This is a genomic window from Sphingomonas sp. DC1600-2, from assembly GCF_049897605.1.
GTDB lineage: Bacteria > Pseudomonadota > Alphaproteobacteria > Sphingomonadales > Sphingomonadaceae > Sphingomonas.
This window is the reverse complement of record NZ_JAFCWO010000003.1, coordinates 165,084-186,867: the sequence shown is the minus strand read 5'-3', so window position 1 is coordinate 186,867 and position 21,784 is coordinate 165,084. Positions and strand designations below refer to the sequence as shown.

The window sequence follows — 21,784 nt, the reverse complement described above, 5'->3', positions numbered from 1 at the left end:
GCCGGTGCTGCATTGCAGTACATCGCGAGCACAATGACGCCCGAGACCTTGCCGCCTTTCGATCCTCAGCGCTTCATCCGCCATGGCGTGGGCGGGCATGGCGGCTTGCTGAAGCTCAGCTATCACGCGCACGGCCCCGATTGGGTAGAGTTGAAGCTCCCCTATCAAGCTGCGCTGATCGGCGACCCCGACCGCGGCGTGCTCGCCTCCGGCCCGATCCTGACGATGATGGACATGGCGACCAGCCTGGCGGTGTGGACCCGGCTCGGGCGCTTCCGGCCGCATGCGACGCTCGATCTGCGGATCGATTATCTGCGCCCCGCGACACCGGGCAAAGCGGTGGTCGGGCATGGCGAATGCTACCGCATCACCCGCTCGATCTCATTCGTGCGCGGGCAGGCGCATGATGGCGATCCGACCGATCCGCTGGCCCATGTCGCTGGCACCTTCATGTTCACCGACGCCCCGGCGGAGCGCGCGTGATGTTGCCGCCCTATGCCGAACTGCTCGGTATCACGCTTGCCGATGCAGCGGATCCGACCCTGTTGCTGATGCCCAGCGCCGACACGCTGCTTGGGCGGCCGGGCTATTTGCACGGCGGTGCAATTGGCGGATTGCTCGAGATGGCAGCGATCGTCGCCTTGCGGTGTGCGTTGGCGGAGGATGGCGGCGGCCAGATCAAGCCGATCAACGTGACCGTCGATTATATGCGCGGCGGCCGCGAAAAGCCGACCTTCGCCCGTGGATCCGTCACCCGACTCGGCGGGCGCGTCGCCAATGTCGAAGCGACCGCCTGGCAGGACGACGCGGACAAACCGATCGCCGCCGCGCGCATGAACTATCTGATCGTACGCGCCTAAACGACCTCGACGCGGGGTCACCCTTTCGGCGTCAGCCGCACCAAGGCCCCGTCATCCTCCAACAGCCAGATCGCGCCATCGGGGGCCTGGGCGACGTCACGGATGCGCGCGCCCATCGCCCATTGCTCCTCGGCCTTGGCGGTGTCGCCAGACACCGAGACGCGGATCAGCGCCTCACCCGACAACGCCCCGATCAGCAGATTGCCGCGATAGTGCGGAAACATCGCGCCCGAATAGACGATCATCCCGCCCGGCGAGATTGACGGATTCCACCACAATTTGGGTGCCTCGAGATCGGGTCGGCTGGGATGATCGGGGATCATCTTGCCGCTATAATTGTCGCCGTTCGAAACGATCGGCCAACCATAATTGCGCCCCGGCAGGATCAAATTGAGCTCGTCTCCGCCCTTCGGCCCCATCTCCTCTTCCCACAAATGCCCGTCGGCGGTGAACACCATGCCGTAAGGGTTGCGGTGGCCGGTGCTCCACGTTTCGGCGCGTGCGCCGCCCGCTTTGTAATCCGGATTGCCCGGCCACGCCTTGCCATCGAGCGTCAGGCGGAGAATTTTGCCAAGCCGCTGCTCGGGGTCCTGAGCGGGGGTAAAGCGCTGACGCTCGCCCGACGACAAATAGAGCGACTGGCCGTCGGGCGCGAACAGAATATTGGCACCGAACTGCCCGCCGACCCCGTCCGAACCCGCGCGCCACAGCACCTGCACATTGACCAAGGCGGTCCCGCTGAACTGTCCGCGTGCCAGCGCCAGGCTGCTCCCGCCGGTGCGCGGTTCGGAATAGCTGATATAGACCAGCTTGCTCGTCGCGAAATCGGGCGCGAGCGCGATATCGAGCAGCCCGCCCTGCCCCTCGTTCAGCACCTTCGGCACGCCGCCGATGTCGGCGACCGTGCCGTCCGGGTGCCGCCATTTGATCTTGCCGGCCTTCTCGGTCACCAGCGCCGATCCGTCGGGCAGGATCGCAATCGCGAACGGGTCGGCGAACTGGCCGATCTTCTGTATCGCGAAGGGCGGCGTAGTCGCGGCGAGATTGGCGCGGCCGGTGGTCGCCGGAACGTTGGGAACCGTCGCATCGGGCGCATTGTCAGGAAGCGTGGTCACCGGCGGCGCGCTGGGCGAGGGCGTTGGGGTTGCCGGATCGCCCGGTGACGCCACCGGCGGCGTGGTGCTGCTCTGCTGCGGCTGGGCCGAACAGGCAGTCGTGGCGACGAAGGCGATAACGAGCGGCAGACGCGACGACAGCATGAACACTCTCCGGTTTTTCAAAAGCACTACCGTCGTCCCCCCTGAGTTGTTCCGCCACGCAACGGCGTGACATGCAGGATGGCTTGCCAGCGCCGCTCTACGCGCTTATACGACGCATATTCTCTACATCGCCAGGTGAAGAGGCTGGAGCCACCCGGTTCCGGCAGCGAAGACCTTTGCATGGGACATATCTTGGCCGACAAGCCCGACCTGACTGCGCTGATCGCCCCCGAAGCCGCTGCGCTCGGCTTCGATCTTGTGCGCGTGAAGCTGTTCGGCGGCAAGGGCGACCTGACCCTGCAAGTGATGGCCGAACGCCCCGATACGCGCCAGCTCACGATCGAGGATTGTGCCGATTTGTCGCGCCGTATCTCGGACGTGCTCGACGCGCTGGAGGCCGAGGGTCGCGATCCGATCACCGAGGAATATCGCCTCGAAGTGTCGTCGCCCGGCATCGACCGCCCGCTCACCCGGCTGAAGGATTTCGCCGACTGGACCGGGCATGAGGCGCGGATCGTGCTGGCTGCTCCTATTGAGGGGCGCAAGGTGCTGACCGGGCTGCTCAAGGGCGTCACCGACGACCGCATCACCATTTACGTGCAGAAGCATGGCGAGATGGAGATTACCTTCGCGCAGGTCGGCACCGCCAAATTGTTGCTGACCGACGCGCTGATCGCCGCCACCCGGCCGCTGTCGCTCGACGGCGCAGACGAGATTGAAGACGAACTGGTGCCCGAAGGCACTGAAGACGAAGGACTGAACTGATGGCCACCGCCGTTACCGCCAACCGCGCCGAGCTGATCGCCATTGCGAATGCCGTCGCGACCGAGAAGATGATCGACAAGGGCATCGTCATCGAGGCGATGGAAGACGCGATCCAGCGCGCCGCCCGCGCGCGCTACGGTGCCGAGAACGACATTCGTGCAAAGCTCGACCCCGTCACCGGCGACCTGCGCTTGTGGCGCGTCGTCGAAGTGGTCGAGGCGGTCGACGATTACTTCAAGCAGGTGAACCTGAAGGAAGCGCAGAAGCTCCAGAAGGGTGCCGTCGTCGGCGATTATATCGTCGACCCGCTGCCTCCGATCGAATTCGGCCGCATCGCCGCGCAGGCCGCCAAGCAGGTGATCTTCCAAAAGGTCCGCGACGCGGAGCGCGAGCGCCAGTTCGAAGAATTCAAGGACCGCATGGGTGAGATCATCACCGGCGTGGTCAAGCGCGTCGAGTTCGGCCATGTCGTCGTCGATCTGGGCCGCGCGGAAGGCGTCATCCGCCGCGACCAGCAAATTCCGCGCGAAGTGGTGCGCGTCAACGACCGCATCCGCTCGCTGATCCTCAACGTCCGTCGGGAAAACCGGGGCCCGCAGATTTTCCTCAGCCGCGCCCATCCCGACTTCATGAAGAAGCTGTTCGCGCAGGAAGTGCCCGAAATTTACGACGGCATCATCGAGATCAAGGCTGCGGCCCGCGATCCGGGTTCGCGCGCGAAGATCGGCGTGATCAGCCATGATTCGTCGATCGATCCGGTCGGCGCGTGCGTCGGCATGAAGGGTAGCCGCGTGCAGGCGGTGGTGCAGGAAATGCAAGGCGAGAAGATCGACATCATCCCGTGGTCGCCCGACACCGCGACCTTCGTCGTCAATGCGCTGCAGCCGGCATCGGTCAGCCGCGTGGTGATCGACGAGGAAGAGGACCGCATCGAAGTCGTCGTCCCCGACGATCAGCTCAGCCTCGCCATCGGTCGTCGCGGCCAGAACGTGCGCCTCGCCTCGCAGCTGACCGGCAAGGCGATCGACATCCTGACCGAGGCCGATGCCAGCGAGAAGCGCCAGAAGGAATTCGCCGAGCGCACCGAGATGTTCCAGACCGAGCTCGACGTTGACGAGACGCTGGCACAGCTGCTGGTAGCCGAGGGCTTTGGCGCGCTGGAAGAAGTCGCTTATGTCGAAGTCGACGAAATCGCCTCGATCGAAGGCTTTGACGACGATCTCGCCGCCGAATTGCAGAGCCGCGCGTCCGAAGCGCTCGAACGCCGCGAAGCCGCCAATCGCGAAGAGCGCCGCGCGCTCGGCGTCGAGGACGATCTTGCCGCACTGCCGCACCTCAACGAAGCGATGCTGGTCACGCTCGGCAAGGCCGGGATCAAGACGCTCGACGATCTCGCCGATCTGGCGACCGACGAGCTGATCCAGAAGAAGCGCCAGGAACAGCGCCGCCGCGCCGAGGATGCGCCCAAGCGCGCCGAGGACAAAGGCGGGGTGCTCGGCGAATATGGCCTGAGCGAAGCGCAGGGTAATGAGATCATCATGGCCGCGCGCGCGCACTGGTTCACCGATGAGGAAACCACCGACGCAAGCACGGAGGCGAGCGAAGCCTGATGCCGTTCGTCAGCATCCGCCTTGCCGGCACGGCGACCAAGGACCAGAAGTCCGCCATCGTCGCCGATGTCACCCAGTCGCTGGTACAGCGGCTGGGGAAGAACCCGGCTGCGGTGCAGATCGTGATCGAGGAAGTGAGCCCGGAAAATTACGGGGCGGGCGGGCAATTGATCGCCGACCGTGATGCGCCCAAACCGCAGGAGGACGCTCATGCGGAATCCTCGCAATGACACGCTAGCGGTTCAGACACCGACGTTCGAACTTCACGTTCTCTCCTGCCTGAAAGGGAGGGGAGTGCAATGACCGAAGTCGCGACCACTGACGATCCCACCGGGGCCATCCGCCGCTGCATCCTGCTCGGTGAGCGTGCACCGCGCGAGGCGCTGGTGCGGCTCGCATTGTCGCCCGACGGGCATGTGTTGCCCGACGTGCGTGCCAAGGCACCCGGACGCGGCGCATGGATCGGCGTGACGCGGGCCGAGTTGGAAACCGCGATCACCAAGGGCAAGCTGAAGGCCGCACTCGCGCGAGCATTCAAGACCGGCCCGGTGCTGATCCCCGACGATTTGCCCGCGATGATCGCCACCGCGCTCGAGCGCGCGACGCTCGACCGGCTTGGCCTCGAGGCGCGCACCGGAAATTTGGTGACGGGTGCGGAAAAGATCGAAACCGCAGCGCGTTCGGGCAAGTTGCATCTGCTGCTGCACGCCAGCGACGCCGGTGCCGATGGCAACCGCAAACTCGACCAGGCCTGGCGCATCGGCAACGATGAAGAGGGCAGTTCGCTCAGGGGCTTGGCACTACCGGTCAGCCGCACCATATTGGCCGTGGCCCTGGGGCGGCAGAATGTGGTACATATCGGCCTAACGGAGCGCGATGCGGCGCAGCGGGTGAGCGAAACGCTCGACCGCTGGCTGCATTTTATCGGACCCCACCCCGCCCTCGTGCCTTGCGAAACACCGTCGCAGGGCGCATCGGCGCTTATATCCAACCCAGCGGGAAGTGGCGCTCCCGTTGCGGCTGACGAAGACACATGCGAGGAATTTGAGTGAGCGATACCGACAACGAAAAGCCGAAACTCGGAATGCGTCAGCCCTTGGGGCTCAAGCGCACGGTCGAGACCGGCAAGGTCAAGCAGAGCTTCAGCCACGGGCGGTCGAACACCGTTGTGGTCGAGGTGAAGCGCCGTCGCGTGCTCGGCCCCGGCGGTGCGCCGGTCGAGGCCGCCGTTGTCGAGGATGCGGCTCCGGTCGTAGCCGCTCCGCCTGCCCCGCCCGCGCCGCCGCCGCGCCCGGCCCCCGCGCCGGTCTCGCCGGGCAATTCCTTGCTGTCGCGCCAGGAACTGCAGGCCAAGCTGCTGCGCGAAGCCGACGAAGCGCGCATGAACGCGCTGGAAGAAACGCGTCGCCGCGAAGAGCGCGACCGGCTTGAGGCGCAAGCCGAAGAGCGCCGCCGTGCCGAGGAAAACCGCCGCGCAGGCGATGCGCCCGATAGCCCGGCTGCGCCCGATCCCACGCCGCAGCCCGCGCCCGAGCCGGTCGCTCCCGTGGCGGAAGCCTCGGCTCCGGTCGAGGCAGCGCCAGCGCCAGCCGCGCCGACACCTGCGCCCGTGGCAGCAGCGCCCGCTCCAGCTCCGGTCGCAGCAACGCCCGCTCCTGTCGCCGCGCCAGCACCGGCCCCCGCGCCAGCCGCTCCCCCGCGTCCGCTCGGCTTGCTGCTCGATCCCTCGCTGCCGGCACCACGCCTGTTCACGCCAGTGCCGCGCCCCGAGCGTCCGCGTCCGGCACCGCCGCCCCCGCCCGCCCCGGCAGCCGAGGCCGCGCCAGCGCCCACGAGCGGCACGGCCGGTGCGCCCAAGCGCCCCGCCGTCGGCGTTGCGGCTCCCGCCAGCGAAGCGCCTTCGCGTCCCGGCCAGCGCGACCGCAAGGGCGACGAGCGTCGCGGCGGCAAGCTGACCGTCAACCGTGCGCTCAACGATGGCGATGGCGCGCGCGCGCGTTCGCTCGCCGCGCTCAAGCGTGCCCGCGAAAAGGAAAACCGCCGGATGGGCGGCCCACGCGAAGCGCAGGCAAAGCAGATTCGCGACGTCGTGGTGCCAGAAGCGATCACCGTCCAGGAACTCGCCAACCGCATGGCGGAAAAGGGCGCAGATCTGGTCAAGACGCTGTTCAAGATGGGCATGCCCGTCACGATGACGCAGACGATCGACCAGGACACGGCCGAACTGCTGGTGACCGAATTCGGCCACAACATCGTCCGCGTCAGCGATTCGGACATCGATATCGCCGTCGAAACCGATACCGATGCCGAGGACACGCTGCGTCCGCGTCCGCCGGTCGTCACGATCATGGGCCATGTCGACCACGGCAAGACCTCGCTGCTCGACGCTTTGCGCGGCACCGATGTCGTGAAGGGCGAGGCTGGCGGCATCACCCAGCATATCGGTGCCTATCAGGTCACGCTGAAGGACAAGTCGAAGGTCACCTTCCTCGACACGCCGGGCCACGAAGCCTTTACCGAAATGCGCCAGCGCGGTGCCAATGTGACCGACATCGTCGTGCTCGTGGTGGCGGCCGATGACAGCATCAAGCCGCAGACCGTCGAGGCGATCAACCACACCAAAGCGGCCGGCGTGCCGATGATCGTGGCGATCAACAAGGTCGACAAGCACGACGCCAATCCGCAGAAGGTGCGCGAAGCCCTGCTGCAGTATGAAGTCGTGGTCGAGGAAATGTCGGGCGACGTCCAGGATGTCGAAGTCTCGGCGCTCAAGAAGACCGGCCTCGACGAGTTGATCGAGAAGATCCAGCTCCAGGCCGAATTGCTCGAACTGAAGGCGAACCCCGATCGCGCGGCCGAAGGCACCGTGATCGAGGCCAAGCTCGACAAGGGCCGTGGTCCGGTCGCGACTATCCTGGTCAACCGCGGCACGCTCAAGGTCGGCGACATCTTCGTCGTCGGTGCCGAGAGCGGCAAGGTCCGCGCGATGACCAACGACAAGGGCATGCAGATCAAGGAAGCGGGCCCGTCCATGCCGGTCGAAGTGCTCGGCCTGTCGGGCGTGCCGCGTGCGGGTGATCCGCTGTCGGTGGTCGAAAACGAAGCGCGTGCGCGCGAAGTTGCCGAATATCGCCAGGGCGTGATGACCAGCAAGCGCACCGGGGGTGGCCCGGCCAGCCTCGAATCGATGTTCAGCGCGCTCAAGGAAAAGCAGGCGATCGAATATCCTTTGGTGGTCAAGGCCGATACGCAAGGGTCGGTCGAGGCAATCGTGTCGTCGATCAACAAGATCTCGACCGATCTCATCAAGGCGCGCGTGCTGCATTCAGGCGTCGGTGGCATCACCGAGAGCGACGTGACACTGGCGGGTGCCAGCGGTGCGCCGATCATCGGCTTCAACGTCCGCGCCAATGCCAAGGCACGCGAAATCGCCGAACGCCAGAAGGTCGCGCTGAAATATTACGACGTGATCTACGACCTGATCGACGAGATCCGCGCCGGCATGGCGGGCGAGCTTGGCCCGGAGGCGTTCGAAACGGTCGTCGGCCGCGCCGAAATCCGCGACGTCTTCTCGGCGGGCAAGCACGGCAAGGCCGCCGGTCTGCTCGTCACAGAAGGCATTATCCGCAAGGCGCTCAAGGCGCGTATCACCCGGGCCGATGTCATCATCTACCAGGGCGAAATCGCCTCGCTGCGTCGCTTCAAGGACGACGTCGCCGAAGTGCGCGCTGGTCTGGAGTGCGGCGTGACCTTCACGTCGAACTTCGTCGACATCAAGCCGGGCGACTTCCTGGAGACGTTCGAAGTCGAACTGCGCGAACGGACGCTGTGATCTTCTCCCTCTCCCCTCCTGCGGGGAGAGGGCCGGGGAGAGGGGCAGTCACGCGGGCTGTCGCTCGGTTACTGCCCCTCTCCCGCGCGTCGCTTCGCTCGCTTGCCCTCTCCCCGGAGGGGAGAGGGATAGAATGAAACCTACCGAAACGCCCGAAACCCGTTCCGTCCGCCTGCTGCGCGTGGGCGAACAAATGCGCCATACGCTCAGCGACATTCTCGCGCGCGGCGATGTGCATGACGAAACTCTGGCCAAGCATCCAGTGACGATCACCGAAGTGCGCATGTCACCCGACCTGCGCCACGCAACGGTGTTCATGAAGCCGCTGCTGGGCAAGGATGAGGAAGCGGTGCTGAAAGCGCTGCGCACCAACACCGCCTATCTCCAGCGCGAGGTCGCTGCCGGCGTGCAGATGAAATATGCCGCCAAGCTCAAATTCCTCGCCGACGAGAGCTTCGACGAAGGCAGCCACATCGACAAATTGCTACGCGACCCGAAGGTGGCGCGGGATCTGGGCGGCGAGGATTGACAGCCCCGCCGGTAAGACGCATCTTACCGCTATGAACACGCAAACGACACTTTCGGGAAAAGGCCAAGTCGTCATCCCGAAGGACGTACGGGATGCGCTCGGGCTCGTTCCTGGGCAAAAACTTGACGTGGTGAGGGCAGGCAACGGCGTATTGCTTCGCCCGGTATTGCAGAAAAGCGGCCGCACGACGGAAGAGATTTTCGCGCATCTCCGCGAAATTGCGCCGAAATGGGAAGGGCCGCCGGTCTCGATCGAGGAGATGGACCGCGCCATCGATGCGATGTTCGCGGCACGATCCAAGGACGACATCTGACTGTCGCGGTCGATACGAACATCGTCGTGCGTATTCTCGTCGATGACGATGCACGTCAGGTCGCGATGGCAAAGGCCGTGCTATCGCGAGATTTCGCGTTATTGCCGAGCGTATTGCTCGAAACCGAATGGGTGCTGCGGTCGAGTTACAAATGGCCGCGCGCTCGAATCGGAGAGGCGCTGGCGATGCTTATCGACCTGCCGACGTTGCGCGAGGCACCACCGGGTATCGGTTGGGCGATCGAGCGCTTCGCCAGCGGCGCAGACTTCGCCGATATGCTGCATCTCGCAGCCGCAGGTGCCGCCGAAGGCTTCGTCACATTCGACCGTCGACTTGCCAAGGCTGCTGGCCAAGACACCCCCGTTCCCATCGAGACGCTCTCCTAATGGCCAAGCTCTATTTCTACTACGCCTCGATGAACGCGGGCAAATCGACCAACCTGTTGCAGGCCGATTTCAACTATCGCGAACGCGGCATGCGCACCGTGCTGCTGACCGCCGCGATCGATGATCGCTTTGCCGCGGGGACGATCACCTCGCGCATCGGCTTGGCCGCCGATGCGATCGCGTTTGAGCGCGATACCGATCTGGTCGCCGTGGTCACGCGCGAAGGCGAGGCGCCACCCGCCTGCGTATTGGTGGATGAAGCGCAATTTCTCACCGCCGCCCAGGTCGACCAGCTCGCCACGCTGGCGGATTTCCACGGCATTCCCGTGCTCGCTTATGGCCTGCGCACCGATTTCCTCGGCAATTTGTTCGAAGGTTCGGCGCGCCTGCTGGCGATTGCGGATTCGCTGATCGAGATCAAATCGGTCTGTGCGTGCGGGCGCAAGGCGACGATGAACTTGCGCGTCGGGGCCGATGGTCGCGCGGTCGCGGCGGGCGCGCAGACCGAGATTGGCGGCAACGACCTGTACATTGCGCTGTGCCGTCGCCATTTCAGCGAAGCGCTCGCCGCCGCCTGATTTCGAACGGACCCCCATGACCGACCCCAATCTGCCCTACACCATCGCGGTGTGGCTCATTCCCCTCGTCATCGCGATCGTGTTTCACGAAGTCGCGCACGGCTATGTCGCGCGCATTTTCGGCGACCACACCGCCGAGCGACTCGGCCGCCTGACGCTCAACCCGCTGCGCCATGTCGATCCGATCGGCACCGTGCTGCTGCCGATGGTGCTGGCGATCGCACACGTACCGATCTTCGGCTGGGCCAAGCCGGTGCCGGTCGATGCACGACGGATGCGCAACCCACGCCGCGACATGATGCTGGTGGCGCTGGCAGGCCCGGCGACCAATTTCGTGCTGGCGACGCTGACGGCCTTCGTGCTGGCGGGTCTGTTGCTCGTGCTGCACGGCGTTCCAGCCCCGGTGCCCCCCTTCACCCTGGCGCGCTTCGCGGTCGATAATCTCGGGAATTTCCTGCAGATCAACGTGTTTCTCGGTATCTTCAACCTGATCCCGTTGCCGCCGTTCGATGGCGGGCATGTCGTGCAGGGCCTGCTGCCGCGCGCCGCCGCGATCCACTATGCGAAGCTCGCCCGCTACGGCTTTCCGCTGCTGCTCGTGCTGCTGTTCGTCCTGCCGATGATCAGCCCGCAGACTGATATCGTGCACCGCTTCGTCGCTCCCATTGCGGGTGCCGCCACCGACTTTTTCTTCGGCATCGCCAATCTGGGCGCGGCATGACCGGGCTGCATGGCTGGCTGATCCTCGACAAGCCTTTGGGCCTTGGGTCGACCCAGGGCGTCTCGGCGGTAAAGCGCGCGCTGCGTGCCGCCGGTTATGATGCAAGCAAACGCGGCATCAAGGTCGGGCATGGCGGCACGCTGGATCCGCTGGCGACCGGCGTCCTGCCGATCGCGCTCGGCGAAGCGACCAAGCTCGCCGGGCGGATGCTCGACAGCGACAAAGTGTATGACTTCACGATCGGGTTCGGCGTGGAGACCGACACGCTCGACCTCGAGGGCAAAGTCATTGCCGAGAGCGCGGTGCGCCCCACCCTCGCCCAGATCGAAGCGGTGCTACCGCGTTTCACCGGGCCGATCGAGCAGGTGCCACCCGCTTATTCCGCGCTCAAGATCGATGGTGAGCGCGCTTACGATCTGGCGCGCGCGGGGGCGGACGTGGTGCTGGCGGGACGGTCGATCATAATTCACAACCTCTTTGTCCGTCACCCCGGACGTGTTCCGGGGTCCACCCCGCAACACGTAGCGACCTTGCAGGCTGAAGAGTGGACCCCGGAACACGTCCGGGGTGACGAAGTCGAGTCCATCACCCTCACCGCCCACGTCTCCAAAGGCACCTATATCCGCAGCCTCGCGCGGGACATCGCGCGGGCGCTCGGCACGGTTGGCCATGTCACCATGCTCCGCCGCATCAAGGCCGGGCCGTTCACGCTCGACCATGCAATATCGCTGGACAAACTGGCCGATTTCGGTAATGCGCGCACCCTTGAACACAATCTCCTGCCGTTGAGGGCGGGGCTGGACGACATCCCGGCTCTATCCCTCTCCCCCGATCAGGCAGGGCTGCTCCGACAGGGGCGGGTGTTGATCGGGATCGCCGCAGATGATGGCCAATACTTCGCGATGCTGGACGAAAGTCCGGTGGCCTTGGTGGAGGTTCAGGACCGCGAGGTCCGCGTCATTCGCGGTTTCAACCTGTGACGATGTCGAAGGAAAGAATATGACGATCACTGCAGAGCGCAAGAACGCGCTCGTCAAGGAACATGGCCGCGTCGAAGGCGACACCGGCAGCCCCGAAGTCCAGATCGCGATCCTCACCGAGCGTATTCGCAACCTGACCGAGCACTTCAAGGGCCACAAGAAGGACAATCACTCGCGGCGCGGCCTGCTGATGATGGTCAACAAGCGGCGCTCGCTGCTCGACTATCTCCGCCACAAGGACGGCGCGCGATATACCGACCTCATCGCCAAACTCGGGTTGCGCAAGTAACTCGACCAGTACGGAAACGGCGCCCTCGCGGCGCCGTTTTCATATGTCCCTCTTTCGCCATTCCGCACTCCGGCGGCATGGCAGGGGAGCCACGAAAGGCTCCAAACCGCGCGGGTCGGCTTAACCCGCACAGTGGCCCCGTCGGCATCCGGCCGGCGGTGTTGAAGGAAAAAAGATGTTCGATACCAAGACCGTGACCACCCAATGGGGTGGCAAGACGCTGACGCTGGAAACCGGCCGCGTCGCGCGCCAGGCCAATGGCGCCGTTATGGCAACCCTCGGCGAAACCGTGGTGCTCTGCGCCGTGACCGCCGCCAAGTCGGTGAAGGAAGGCCAGGATTTCTTCCCGCTGACCGTTCACTATCAGGAAAAATATTCGGCTGCCGGTCGCATCCCCGGTGGCTTCTTCAAGCGTGAGCGCGGCGCGACCGAAAAGGAAACGCTGGTCAGCCGCCTGATCGACCGCCCGATCCGCCCGTTGTTCCCCGAAGGGTTCTACAACGAGATCAACGTGATCTGTCAGGTGCTCAGCTATGATGGCGAAAACGAGCCCGATATCCTCGCAATGGTCGCCGCCTCGGCTGCGCTGACCATTTCGGGCGTGCCCTTCATGGGCCCGATCGGCGCAGCGCGCGTCGGCTATGTCGATGGCGAATATGTGCTCAACCCGACGCTCGACCAAGTCAAGGAAGGCGATCTCGATCTCGTCGTCGCCGCGACCGGCGAAGCCGTGATGATGGTCGAATCCGAAGCCAAGGAGCTTTCGGAAGAGGTCATGCTCGGTGCCGTGCAGTTCGCGCACAAGGCGTGCCGCGAAGCCGTCAACCTCATCATCGATCTGGCCGAACAGGCCGCCAAGGATCCGTGGGAAATGGCCGCCCAGGCCGATCTCTCGGCTGCCAAGGACAAGCTCAAGAAGCTGATCGGCAAGGACATCGCCGCCGCCTATAAGGTGACCGACAAGTCCGAGCGTTCGAACCTGCTCAACGCCGCGCGCGCCAAGGCCAAGGAAGCCTTTGCCGATGCCGCCCCGCAGGACCAGATGGCCGCGCAGAAGCTCGTCAAGAAGCTCGAAGCCGAAATCGTTCGTGGCGCGATCCTGAAGGACGGCCAGCGCATCGATGGCCGCACCACCACGCAGATCCGTCCGATCGAGGCGATCGTCCACTTCCTGCCGCGCGCACACGGCTCGGCGCTGTTCACCCGTGGTGAGACGCAGTCGATCTGCACCACCACGCTCGGCACCAAGGACGCCGAGCAGATGATCGACGGCCTGACCGGCCTGTCCTACGAAAACTTCATGCTGCACTATAACTTCCCGCCTTACTCGGTCGGTGAAGTTGGCCGCTTCGGCGCGCCTGGCCGTCGTGAAGTCGGCCACGGCAAGCTCGCCTGGCGCGCGCTGCACCCGGTGCTGCCGTCGAAGGACGAATTCCCCTATACGATCCGCGTTCTGTCGGACATCACCGAGTCGAACGGCTCGTCGTCGATGGCGACGGTGTGCGGCGGTTCGCTGAGCATGATGGATGCTGGTGTGCCGCTGAAGCGGCCGGTTTCGGGCATCGCCATGGGCCTGATCCTGGAAGGCAAGAAGTTCGCGGTTCTCTCGGACATTCTCGGCGACGAGGATCATCTGGGCGACATGGACTTCAAGGTCGCAGGCACCGAAGCTGGCATCACCACGATGCAGATGGACATCAAGATCGCCGGCATCACCGAAGAGATCATGCGCAAGGCTTTGGAGCAGGCCAAGGAAGGCCGTGCGCATATCCTGGGTGAGATGAACAAGGCGCTCGCCTCGACCCGCACCGAGCTCTCGGCCCATGCCCCGCGCATCGAGACGCTGCAGATCGACAAGAGCAAGATCCGTGAAGTGATCGGCACCGGCGGCAAGGTGATCCGCGAGATCGTCGCGCAGACCGGCGCCAAGGTCGACATTGACGATGAGGGCCTGATCAAGATCAGCTCGTCCGACACCGCGCAGATCGAAGCCGCGATCAAGTGGATCAAGGGCATCGTCGAGGAAGCCGAAGTCGGCAAGGTCTATGACGGCAAGGTCGTCAACCTGGTGGACTTCGGTGCGTTCGTGAACTTCATGGGTGGCAAGGACGGCCTCGTCCACGTGTCCGAAATCAAGAACGAGCGCGTCGAGAAGGTCGCGGACGTCCTCAAGGAAGGCCAGGAAGTCAAGGTCAAGGTCCTCGAGATCGATCCGCGCGGCAAGGTTCGCTTGTCGATGCGCGTCGTCGACCAGGAAACCGGTGCCGAGATCGAAGACACCCGCCCGGCACGTGAGCCGCGCGAAGGTGGCGATCGTGGCCCACGTGGTCCACGTCGTGATGGTGACGGCGGCCGTGGCCCGCGTGGCGATGGCGGTGGTCGTGGTGATCGCGGTCCGCGCCGTGATGGCGACGGTGGCCGTGGCCCGCGTCGCGATGGCGGCGGCGAGCGCGCACCCCGGGCAGAGCGTTCGGGCGGCAATGACGACGGCCCCGCGCCCGAGTTCGCGCCGGCCTTCCTGACCGGTGACCGCGACTAAAATCTTCGGCACTTACGGAGAAAGAAGGGGCTCGGAGCAATCCGGGCCCCTTTTTCGTGGATTGGCAGCCTGCAAAAGGCGGTTGGTTTATGACGCACGCTGCCCTATCCCCGAACCGCGCGATGCGGCCTTTTCGGGTCCATCGCGCATTCGCGCCGGTAACGGGAATGCAGTGCGCACGCTCCGTGCAAATCTGCAGCTGTCCCTGCAACTGTAAGCGGCGAGCACGACGCGCAGGCGGAACCGGCAACGGCTCCGCAGCCACTGGGGAAGCCCGCCACATTGGCGGACCACCTGGGAAGGCGCGCATCGTGCGATGACCCGTGAGCCAGGAGACCGACCGGCGCGGGTCGCTCTTGCCCGGCTCATGGGATTGGCCAGGCGCGAAACGATTTTCGTCTGAGCGACGAACGTGCGGCTGGGGCCGCATCGGGGGGCGGTGCCGGGCGCTTACGCGTCCGTCCGGTGGCGTGTCCCGACCGTTCGCAGCGGACGCCCCGGCCCTTGTCGCTCGACGCCCAAGGGACTCGTTTACGCCATGAAGACTCTGCTTTCCTCGGCCGCGCTTGCCGCGCTGCTGCTCCCTGTCGCCGCCTTCGCTCAGGTCGCCCCCGATCCGGTGCCCGCACAAGCGACCGATGACGATTCCGCCATCGTGGTCACCGGGATCCGCTCCACCGTCACGCCGTTGCGCGCGGACCAGATCGGCGGCTCGGTCACTGTGCTCGATGCCGACACGCTCGAACAACGCCAGACGCGCGTCGTGTCCGATATCCTGCGCGATGTGCCCGGCATAGCGGTCAGCCGCATCCCTGGTCAGACGCAAGTCCGCCTGCGCGGAGCCGAGGCCAACCACACGCTCGTATTGATCGACGGGATCGAAGTGTCCGACCCCTATGCCGGTGAATTCGATTTCGGCACGCTGATCGCCGACGAGGTCGCGCGCGTGGAAGTCCTGCGCGGCCAGCAAAGCGCGATATACGGTTCCGATGCGATCGGCGGGGTAATCCAATATATCACGCTGACCGGCCGCGAAGCGCCAGGCATCAGTGGGCGGATCGAGGGGGGCTCCTTCGGAGCGGTCAACACCGCCGCGCGCATCGCGGGCGTCTCTGGCACGTTCGACTATGCCCTGTCGGGAACGCTCAACACCACCGACGGCACCCCTAACGCGCGCGGGGGAACGCGCGATCTGGGCAATGATTCAGGTGCCGTGTCGTTCAAATCAACGTGGTCGCCCGCCCCCAATGCACGCCTTACCGCCGTCGCGCGCTATGCCCGCACCCAGGCCGATTTCAACGACAGCGACAGCAACCCCGCCAGCAAGACATTTGGCTATACGATCGACACGCCGGGCGCGCATTTCATCAACGAAGCCATTTACGGCCTGCTGCGCGGCGAGCTCGATTTGCTCGACGGCAAATGGACGCAGGCGCTGACCGGACAAATCGCCGACACCAAACGCAATGGCTATGGCGCGGCCGCGCGCACCTATGGCGACACCGGCCAGCGGCTGAAGGGCTCGTATGAATCGACGCTCAAGCTCAATCAGGGCGCGCTGCATCACCAATTGACCGTCGCGGTCGATGTCGAGCGCGAGCGCTATCGCAACACCGATCCAGCGGGCTTTGCCTTCACCGGGCGGCGGCAAGTCGACAATGTCGGTATCGTTGGGCAATATGACCTGACGCTGGGCGAGCATGCCGCGTTCGGCGCGTCGCTGCGGCAGGACCTCAACAACCGCTTTCAGGACACCACCACCTATCGCGTGCAAGGCAGCTATCGCTTCGACAGCGGTACGCGCATCCGTGCCGCTGCCGGATCCGGCGTAAAAAATCCGGGGTTTTATGAACTCTATGGCTATAGCGACGGCCGCTTCATCGGCAATCCCGGCCTGAAACCGGAACGCTCCGAGGGCTGGGAAGCCGGGATCGAGCAGAGTTTCGTCGACGGCCATGTGCTGATTGGCGCGACCTATTTCGACAGCCGTTTGTCGGATGAGATCTACACCACCTATCCGGCACCCAATTTCGTCGCCACACCCGCCAACCGCACCACCAAATCACGCCAACACGGCGTCGAGGCATTCCTCAACGCCCGTATCGGCACCGCGTGGCGGATCGACGCCGCCTATACCTATCTCCACGCACGCGAAAACGGCGTCGAGGAAGTCCGCCGCCCGAGCCATATCGCCAGCGTCGCGCTCGGGTGGCGCGCGCCGCACGATCGCTTCGGCTTTACCGCCGTCGCGCGCTACAATGGCGATACCAGCGACGTGGCGTTCACCGATCCATCCTATGTTCCGGTCACGGTACGTCTGCACGATTATGTGCTGCTCAACCTCAATGGCGACGTGAAGCTGACCAAGCACTTCGCGCTGTTCGGCCGGATCGAGAACCTCAACAACGCGCATTATGAGGACGTGTTCAGCTTCACCAATCCGGGCCGTGCCGTTTACGGCGGCGTCCGCGCACGCTTCTGAACGCCAGCTCCGTAATCCGGGGCACAGCCCCGGATTACGAAACGCCGTCCTATGATCCTTGCACCGATTAACATTTCCATTATAGTGGAATAATGGAAATAGATACCGCCGTCTCCGCTTTGTCTGCGCTCGCCCATGGCGGACGGCTCGGCGTGTTCCGCATGCTGGTCCAGGCCGGACCCGACGGTCTGGCGGCGGGCGAGATTGCGCGTCGGCTGGACGTTCCTGCCAATAGCTTGTCGACCAATCTCCACATCCTGTCGCACGCGCAATTGGTATCGAGTCGCCGCGATGGGCGTTCGATCATCTATTCCGCGCGGCACGACCGCATGGCGCGCTTGCTCGAATATCTCATGGAGGATTGCTGCGACGGCAATCCTGAGATTTGCGGGCAGCTCGCCGACACCGTGCTGCGCAGCCGCTGTACTAAGGAAGGACACGCATGACCGACCCGATCGCCACCGATATCATCGTCTATCACAATCCGGCCTGCGGGACGTCGCGCAACACGCTGGCGATGATCCGCAACGCAGGGATCGAGCCGCACGTCGTCGAATATCTCAAGACGCCGCCATCGCGCGCGCTGCTCGAGCAATTGATCGCGCGCGCCGGAATGCGCCCGCGCGATCTGCTGCGCGAAAAGGGCACGCCCTATGCCGAGCTTGGCCTGGACGATGAGAGTCTGAGTGACGCCGCGCTGCTCGATGCGATGATCGCGCATCCGATCCTGATCAACCGCCCGCTGGTGGTGTCGCCGCTCGGCGTGAAGCTCTGCCGCCCGTCCGAGTTGGTACTCGATTTGCTGCCTGCGCCGCAACAAGGGGCATTCGCCAAGGAAGATGGCGAGCAAGTGATCGACGCGCATGGCCAGCGCGTCGGCTGATGCTCACCGCCGTTCTGATCTTTCTCGCGACGATTACGCTCGTCATCTGGCAACCGCGCGGGCTTGGCATTGGCTGGAGCGCGATGGGCGGTGCCATCGTCGCGTTGCTGGCAGGCGCGATCACCCTCGCCGACATTCCGGTGGTATGGAATATCGTGTGGAATGCGACGGGCGCGTTCGTCGCGATCATCCTGATCAGCTTGATCCTCGATGCGGCCGGTTTCTTCGAATGGGCGGCGTTGCACGTCGCGCGCTGGGGCGGCAGCAACGGCAAAAGGCTGTTCGCGCTGGTGGTGCTGCTGGGTGCGGCGGTATCTTCGCTCTTTGCCAACGATGGCGCGGCGCTGATCCTGACGCCGATCGTGCTCGCGATGCTGCGCGCATTGGGTTACGGGACAAAGGCGACGCTGGCGTTCGTCATGGCGGCGGGCTTCATCGCCGATACCGCCAGTCTGCCGCTGGTCGTTTCCAACCTCGTCAACATCGTTTCGGCCGACTTCTTCAAGCTCGGCTTTGCGGACTATGCGCTGGTGATGGTGCCGGTCGATCTCGCCGCGATCGCCGCGACGCTCGGGGCGCTGCTGCTGTTCTTCCGTCGCGATATTCCGGCGGACTATGATGTCACCCAATTGCGCAAACCCGCAGATGCGATCCGCGACGCGGCGACCTTTCGCGCCGGGTGGGTGGTGCTGGCGATGCTGCTCGTCGGCTTCTTTCTGCTCGACCCGATCGGTGTCCCGATCAGCGCCACCGCCGCGCTCGCCGCGCTGGTGCTGATCGTCATCGCGGGGCGCGGCCATGTGATCCAAACCGGCGCGGTCATCCGCGGCGCACCGTGGCAAGTCGTGGTGTTTTCGCTCGGTATGTATCTGGTCGTGTTCGGCCTGAAGAATGCCGGACTGACCGGCTATATCGCCACCGCGCTTGATTACGCCGCGCAAGGCGGGGTGTGGGGTGCCACCTTCGGCACCGGGTTGCTCGCCGCAATCTTGTCCTCGGTTATGAACAACATGCCAACCGTATTGGTGGGGGCGTTGTCGATCGACGCCACGCACGCGACCGGCGCGGTCCGGCAGGCGATGATCTACGCCAACGTTATCGGCTGCGATCTGGGGCCCAAGATTACCCCGATCGGTTCGCTCGCCACCTTGTTGTGGCTGCACGTGCTTGGGCAAAAGGATGTGCGGATCGGCTGGGGCTATTATTTTCGGGTGGGTGTCACGCTCACCATCCCGATCCTACTCGTGACGCTTGCGGCGCTGGCGCTGCGGTTGGGGTGATCGATCGAAAGAGCGGAGGGAGCACCACAGGGCTCCCTCCGAGGATCGTTCAGAAGTTCGCCGTGAAGCCAACCGCGAGGTTGCGACCCAGGCTGTCATAGCGCGCCGGGATCGTGTTGTTGCGCGCCAGGCTGATATTGTACGAATTCGCCAAGATCGGCGGGGCCTTGTCGAGCAGGTTGTTCGCGATCAGGCGCAGGCTGTAGCGCTTGGCAATGTTGAACGTCAGCGCGAGATCGAAGTAGCTGACCGGGGCGATATAGCCGAAGGTCTTCTGCACCCGATCAGGCGTGCCGCCGATCGCCGGATCGCCCGAATTGTTGGCGCTGGTGAGCGACCCGACATAGCGCCAGTTGAACGAGGCATTGAAGCCATCATCCGGCGTGACATAGGTAGCACGCAGGGCGTGGCTCCACTTCGGCAGCAATTGGCCACAGCCATTGCCGTAATAGCCCGCGCAATTGCGCTCGGGCTGCAGCGGCGAATCCTGGCCACCGGCGAAGGTGGTCAACGAGCCGTTGAAGCTCAGATCCATCCGGCCAACCTTGCCCAGACCCAGCGCATATTGCGACTGGAAGTCCCAACCGCGCGCGATCGAGAAATAATAATTGGTCGTGCCGGCGCGGATGAAGCCGCTGGTCGGGTTGGTGCCGGCCGCAGCATAGAGCGTGCCGTTGGCGGCGCGCACGATGCCCGAGCAGAAGAACGGATCCCCGTTCGAACGCAGGCAGCCATCGGTGTAATAGCTATCGTCATTATAGCCGAGCGAGTTGTTGATCTTGATCCGATAGCGATCGACCGAGAACACCAAGCCTTTGACGAAGCGCGGCTTCAAGATGATGCCATAGGTCTGGGTATAGGCCGTTTCGGGCGCTGCGGTGAAGCCACCCGAACGGACCGTGCATTGGTCGTTCGGGCACAGCAGCGTTGCGCTTCCATACAGCGAATCGGACAGGCCAGTCGCACGGCACACCTCCCGCGAAGCGAGCGGCGCGGTGGTGGTGATGGTCTTGCCCGGATTGGCCGGGTCAGCAATCTGACGCGGCACGGGTGCGCAGAAATCGTTCTGCGACCCACCCTGACGCGAATAGCTGATGTTGCTGGCCTGATACGCTTCCACCACGGTCGGCGCGCGCTGCGCCTTGTTGAAGGAGGCGCGGAACACGATGTCGCGAACCGGCGCGTACAACCCTTCCAGCTTCCACGTCGTGAATTTGTCGGGGTTGGAGCTGTATTTGGACAGACGCCCGGCGGCATTCACCTGAAGCTCTTCGATGAAGGGCTTGTGCTGAACCAAGGGTGCCTGAAGCTCGATATTGCCTTCCCAGACATGTTGGCGGAGGTCGGAATCCGATCCGCCATTGTCGGCCCGGAATGCCGCATTCGCGGTCGAGAACTGACGATCCTCGCGATATTCCACACCCGCCGCAAAGGCGAGACCCTGATCGGCGAAGGGGGACTTGATGCCATATTTGCCGAGGTCGCCGGTCACGTTGGCCTGCACATCGTACAGAATGCCAACGGTGGTCTGCTTCTCGGTCGCGAGACCGCTATACAGATAATTGACCAGCGCCTGGTTGCTGTTCCCCGCCTTGAACGCATCGAACGGTACGCAATTCTTGTCGGTCCCATCGACGACCGAGGCGCAGGTCGGCGTGCCATTGACGTTGACCACGTTGAGCGAGCGGTTGACGTTGGCAAATTGCGGCAGCGAGGCGGGCATGTAATCCTGCTGGTTGCGCGCGTAGACGCCGCCAACGTCATAGGTCCACGCATCGCCGATCTTGCCGCGAACACCGCCCGTCGCGCGAATGGCGCTATTGATATAGGTGTCGGTCAGATACGGCACATTGAAGCGATAGCGCACATCGATCGGCGCGAGCGTCGCGGTTCCGGCCGCAGCCCCGCAAATCGCGGATGCCTGCGACGCCGACAGGAACGGGTTGTTGCAGTTCACCTGATACGGGTCCGACCCGTAATTGGCGGCAGCAAACACGCGGGTCGGGAAGCGGTTGGTCGACTTATCGCGGAACCAGATGCCCGACCCGTAAATTTCCGCCGCGGGCGAGAGCTTCAGCGTCGCGAATCCACCGGCGTTCACCCGGGTGAAGGCGCGCTGGTACGAATAGCCATCATAGGGGTTGGCCGCATTGCCCGCACCCGCGCCATAGGGAACGAAGGTGCGCGTGCCGTCCGGATTGTTGACATAAGCCGTCCCGTTATTGGCCCCCGAGCGCGGCGAGATGTAACCGCTGACCGAATAGGACGACAACGAGCAGCTGAGCGGGCCATCGGTGCCGGTCTGCACCAATTGGCAGGCCGAGGTCGATCGCGCGTCGTACGGCACCAGATCCTGATGCTTATAATTGACGAAACCGGACACTTTCAGTTTGTCGCCAAACAGCGAAGTACCGGCGGTCAACGTCACATCGGCGCGGCCACCGTCATTGACCATCCCGGTATTGGTCGGGAAGCTCG

Annotated in this window: 21 protein-coding genes and 1 riboswitch; of the genes, 19 read left to right on the top strand and 2 right to left on the bottom strand. The window is 64.3% G+C overall.

The window, feature by feature from the left end:
- The first annotated feature begins 33 nt into the window (after positions 1 to 33).
- Complete coding sequence (locus ACP7BL_RS07605; RefSeq protein ID WP_126845502.1) at positions 34 to 483, top strand: PaaI family thioesterase; 450 nt, start codon at positions 34 to 36, stop codon at positions 481 to 483.
- On the top strand, positions 483 to 860 hold the full coding sequence (locus ACP7BL_RS07600) for a PaaI family thioesterase (protein ID WP_033964441.1): 378 nt from the start codon (positions 483 to 485) through the stop codon (positions 858 to 860). The genes ACP7BL_RS07605 and ACP7BL_RS07600 overlap by 1 nt, the downstream gene beginning before the upstream one ends.
- 17 nt (positions 861 to 877) lie before the next feature.
- Here the strand turns inward: ACP7BL_RS07600 and ACP7BL_RS07595 are convergent, their stop codons facing one another.
- Positions 878 to 2,119, bottom strand: coding sequence for a PQQ-dependent sugar dehydrogenase (locus tag ACP7BL_RS07595; RefSeq protein WP_137902676.1), 1,242 nt, complete (start codon positions 2,117 to 2,119; stop codon positions 878 to 880).
- A 180-nt stretch (positions 2,120 to 2,299) separates the two neighbouring features.
- Between ACP7BL_RS07595 and rimP the strand changes: the two genes are divergently transcribed.
- The 17 genes from rimP to ACP7BL_RS07510 all read left to right on the top strand — a co-directional run bounded on the left by rimP (position 2,300) and on the right by ACP7BL_RS07510 (position 19,306).
- Positions 2,300 to 2,884 (top strand): ribosome maturation protein RimP, encoded by a 585-nt coding sequence (gene rimP, locus ACP7BL_RS07590; protein ID WP_405052971.1) that lies wholly within the window; start codon positions 2,300 to 2,302, stop codon positions 2,882 to 2,884.
- The gene (nusA, locus tag ACP7BL_RS07585; RefSeq protein WP_033964442.1) at positions 2,884 to 4,494 is read left to right on the top strand and encodes a transcription termination factor NusA; all 1,611 of its coding nucleotides are present in this window, start codon (positions 2,884 to 2,886) and stop codon (positions 4,492 to 4,494) included. Before rimP ends, nusA begins: the two co-directional genes overlap by 1 nt.
- Complete coding sequence (locus ACP7BL_RS07580) at positions 4,494 to 4,724, top strand: tautomerase family protein (protein WP_033964443.1); 231 nt, start codon at positions 4,494 to 4,496, stop codon at positions 4,722 to 4,724. Before nusA ends, ACP7BL_RS07580 begins: the two co-directional genes overlap by 1 nt.
- A gap of 69 nt (positions 4,725 to 4,793) precedes the next feature.
- A complete protein-coding gene (locus ACP7BL_RS07575) occupies positions 4,794 to 5,546 on the top strand; it encodes a DUF448 domain-containing protein (RefSeq protein ID WP_033964444.1) in 753 nt (250 codons plus the stop codon).
- Positions 5,543 to 8,326 (top strand): translation initiation factor IF-2, encoded by a 2,784-nt coding sequence (gene infB, locus ACP7BL_RS07570; protein ID WP_137902677.1) that lies wholly within the window; start codon positions 5,543 to 5,545, stop codon positions 8,324 to 8,326. Before ACP7BL_RS07575 ends, infB begins: the two co-directional genes overlap by 4 nt.
- Positions 8,327 to 8,459: 133 nt before the next feature.
- On the top strand, positions 8,460 to 8,855 hold the full coding sequence (gene rbfA, locus ACP7BL_RS07565; protein ID WP_426258004.1) for a 30S ribosome-binding factor RbfA: 396 nt from the start codon (positions 8,460 to 8,462) through the stop codon (positions 8,853 to 8,855).
- A 31-nt stretch (positions 8,856 to 8,886) separates the two neighbouring features.
- A complete protein-coding gene (locus ACP7BL_RS07560) occupies positions 8,887 to 9,168 on the top strand; it encodes an AbrB/MazE/SpoVT family DNA-binding domain-containing protein (RefSeq protein ID WP_426258003.1) in 282 nt (93 codons plus the stop codon).
- Complete coding sequence (locus ACP7BL_RS07555) at positions 9,150 to 9,554, top strand: type II toxin-antitoxin system VapC family toxin (protein WP_426258236.1); 405 nt, start codon at positions 9,150 to 9,152, stop codon at positions 9,552 to 9,554. The genes ACP7BL_RS07560 and ACP7BL_RS07555 overlap by 19 nt, the downstream gene beginning before the upstream one ends.
- A complete protein-coding gene (locus ACP7BL_RS07550) occupies positions 9,554 to 10,132 on the top strand; it encodes a thymidine kinase (protein WP_033966353.1) in 579 nt (192 codons plus the stop codon). Before ACP7BL_RS07555 ends, ACP7BL_RS07550 begins: the two co-directional genes overlap by 1 nt.
- A 16-nt stretch (positions 10,133 to 10,148) precedes the next feature.
- Positions 10,149 to 10,853: a site-2 protease family protein gene (locus tag ACP7BL_RS07545; protein WP_033966351.1), complete on the top strand. Its 705-nt coding sequence runs from the start codon at positions 10,149 to 10,151 to the stop codon at positions 10,851 to 10,853.
- The gene (gene truB, locus ACP7BL_RS07540) at positions 10,850 to 11,833 is read left to right on the top strand and encodes a tRNA pseudouridine(55) synthase TruB (protein ID WP_426258002.1); all 984 of its coding nucleotides are present in this window, start codon (positions 10,850 to 10,852) and stop codon (positions 11,831 to 11,833) included. The genes ACP7BL_RS07545 and truB overlap by 4 nt, the downstream gene beginning before the upstream one ends.
- A gap of 19 nt (positions 11,834 to 11,852) precedes the next feature.
- Positions 11,853 to 12,122: a 30S ribosomal protein S15 gene (rpsO, locus tag ACP7BL_RS07535; protein WP_010406799.1), complete on the top strand. Its 270-nt coding sequence runs from the start codon at positions 11,853 to 11,855 to the stop codon at positions 12,120 to 12,122.
- A 175-nt stretch (positions 12,123 to 12,297) separates the two neighbouring features.
- Positions 12,298 to 14,661 carry a polyribonucleotide nucleotidyltransferase gene (gene pnp, locus ACP7BL_RS07530; protein ID WP_426258001.1) on the top strand — a complete coding sequence of 788 codons (2,364 nt, stop codon included), beginning with the start codon at positions 12,298 to 12,300 and terminating at the stop codon, positions 14,659 to 14,661.
- A 139-nt stretch (positions 14,662 to 14,800) separates the two neighbouring features.
- Positions 14,801 to 15,020: riboswitch (cobalamin riboswitch) on the top strand.
- A gap of 179 nt (positions 15,021 to 15,199) precedes the next feature.
- Complete coding sequence (locus tag ACP7BL_RS07525; protein ID WP_426258000.1) at positions 15,200 to 17,143, top strand: TonB-dependent receptor plug domain-containing protein; 1,944 nt, start codon at positions 15,200 to 15,202, stop codon at positions 17,141 to 17,143.
- A gap of 92 nt (positions 17,144 to 17,235) precedes the next feature.
- The gene (locus tag ACP7BL_RS07520) at positions 17,236 to 17,589 is read left to right on the top strand and encodes an ArsR/SmtB family transcription factor (protein WP_426257999.1); all 354 of its coding nucleotides are present in this window, start codon (positions 17,236 to 17,238) and stop codon (positions 17,587 to 17,589) included.
- The gene (gene arsC, locus ACP7BL_RS07515; protein WP_341203849.1) at positions 17,586 to 18,026 is read left to right on the top strand and encodes an arsenate reductase (glutaredoxin); all 441 of its coding nucleotides are present in this window, start codon (positions 17,586 to 17,588) and stop codon (positions 18,024 to 18,026) included. Before ACP7BL_RS07520 ends, arsC begins: the two co-directional genes overlap by 4 nt.
- Positions 18,026 to 19,306 (top strand): arsenic transporter, encoded by a 1,281-nt coding sequence (locus ACP7BL_RS07510; protein WP_426257998.1) that lies wholly within the window; start codon positions 18,026 to 18,028, stop codon positions 19,304 to 19,306. The genes arsC and ACP7BL_RS07510 overlap by 1 nt, the downstream gene beginning before the upstream one ends.
- Positions 19,307 to 19,355: 49 nt before the next feature.
- Here ACP7BL_RS07510 and ACP7BL_RS07505 read toward each other — a convergent pair whose 3' ends face one another.
- Complete coding sequence (locus tag ACP7BL_RS07505) at positions 19,356 to 21,761, bottom strand: TonB-dependent receptor domain-containing protein (protein WP_426257997.1); 2,406 nt, start codon at positions 21,759 to 21,761, stop codon at positions 19,356 to 19,358.
- Positions 21,762 to 21,784 lie beyond the last annotated feature (23 nt).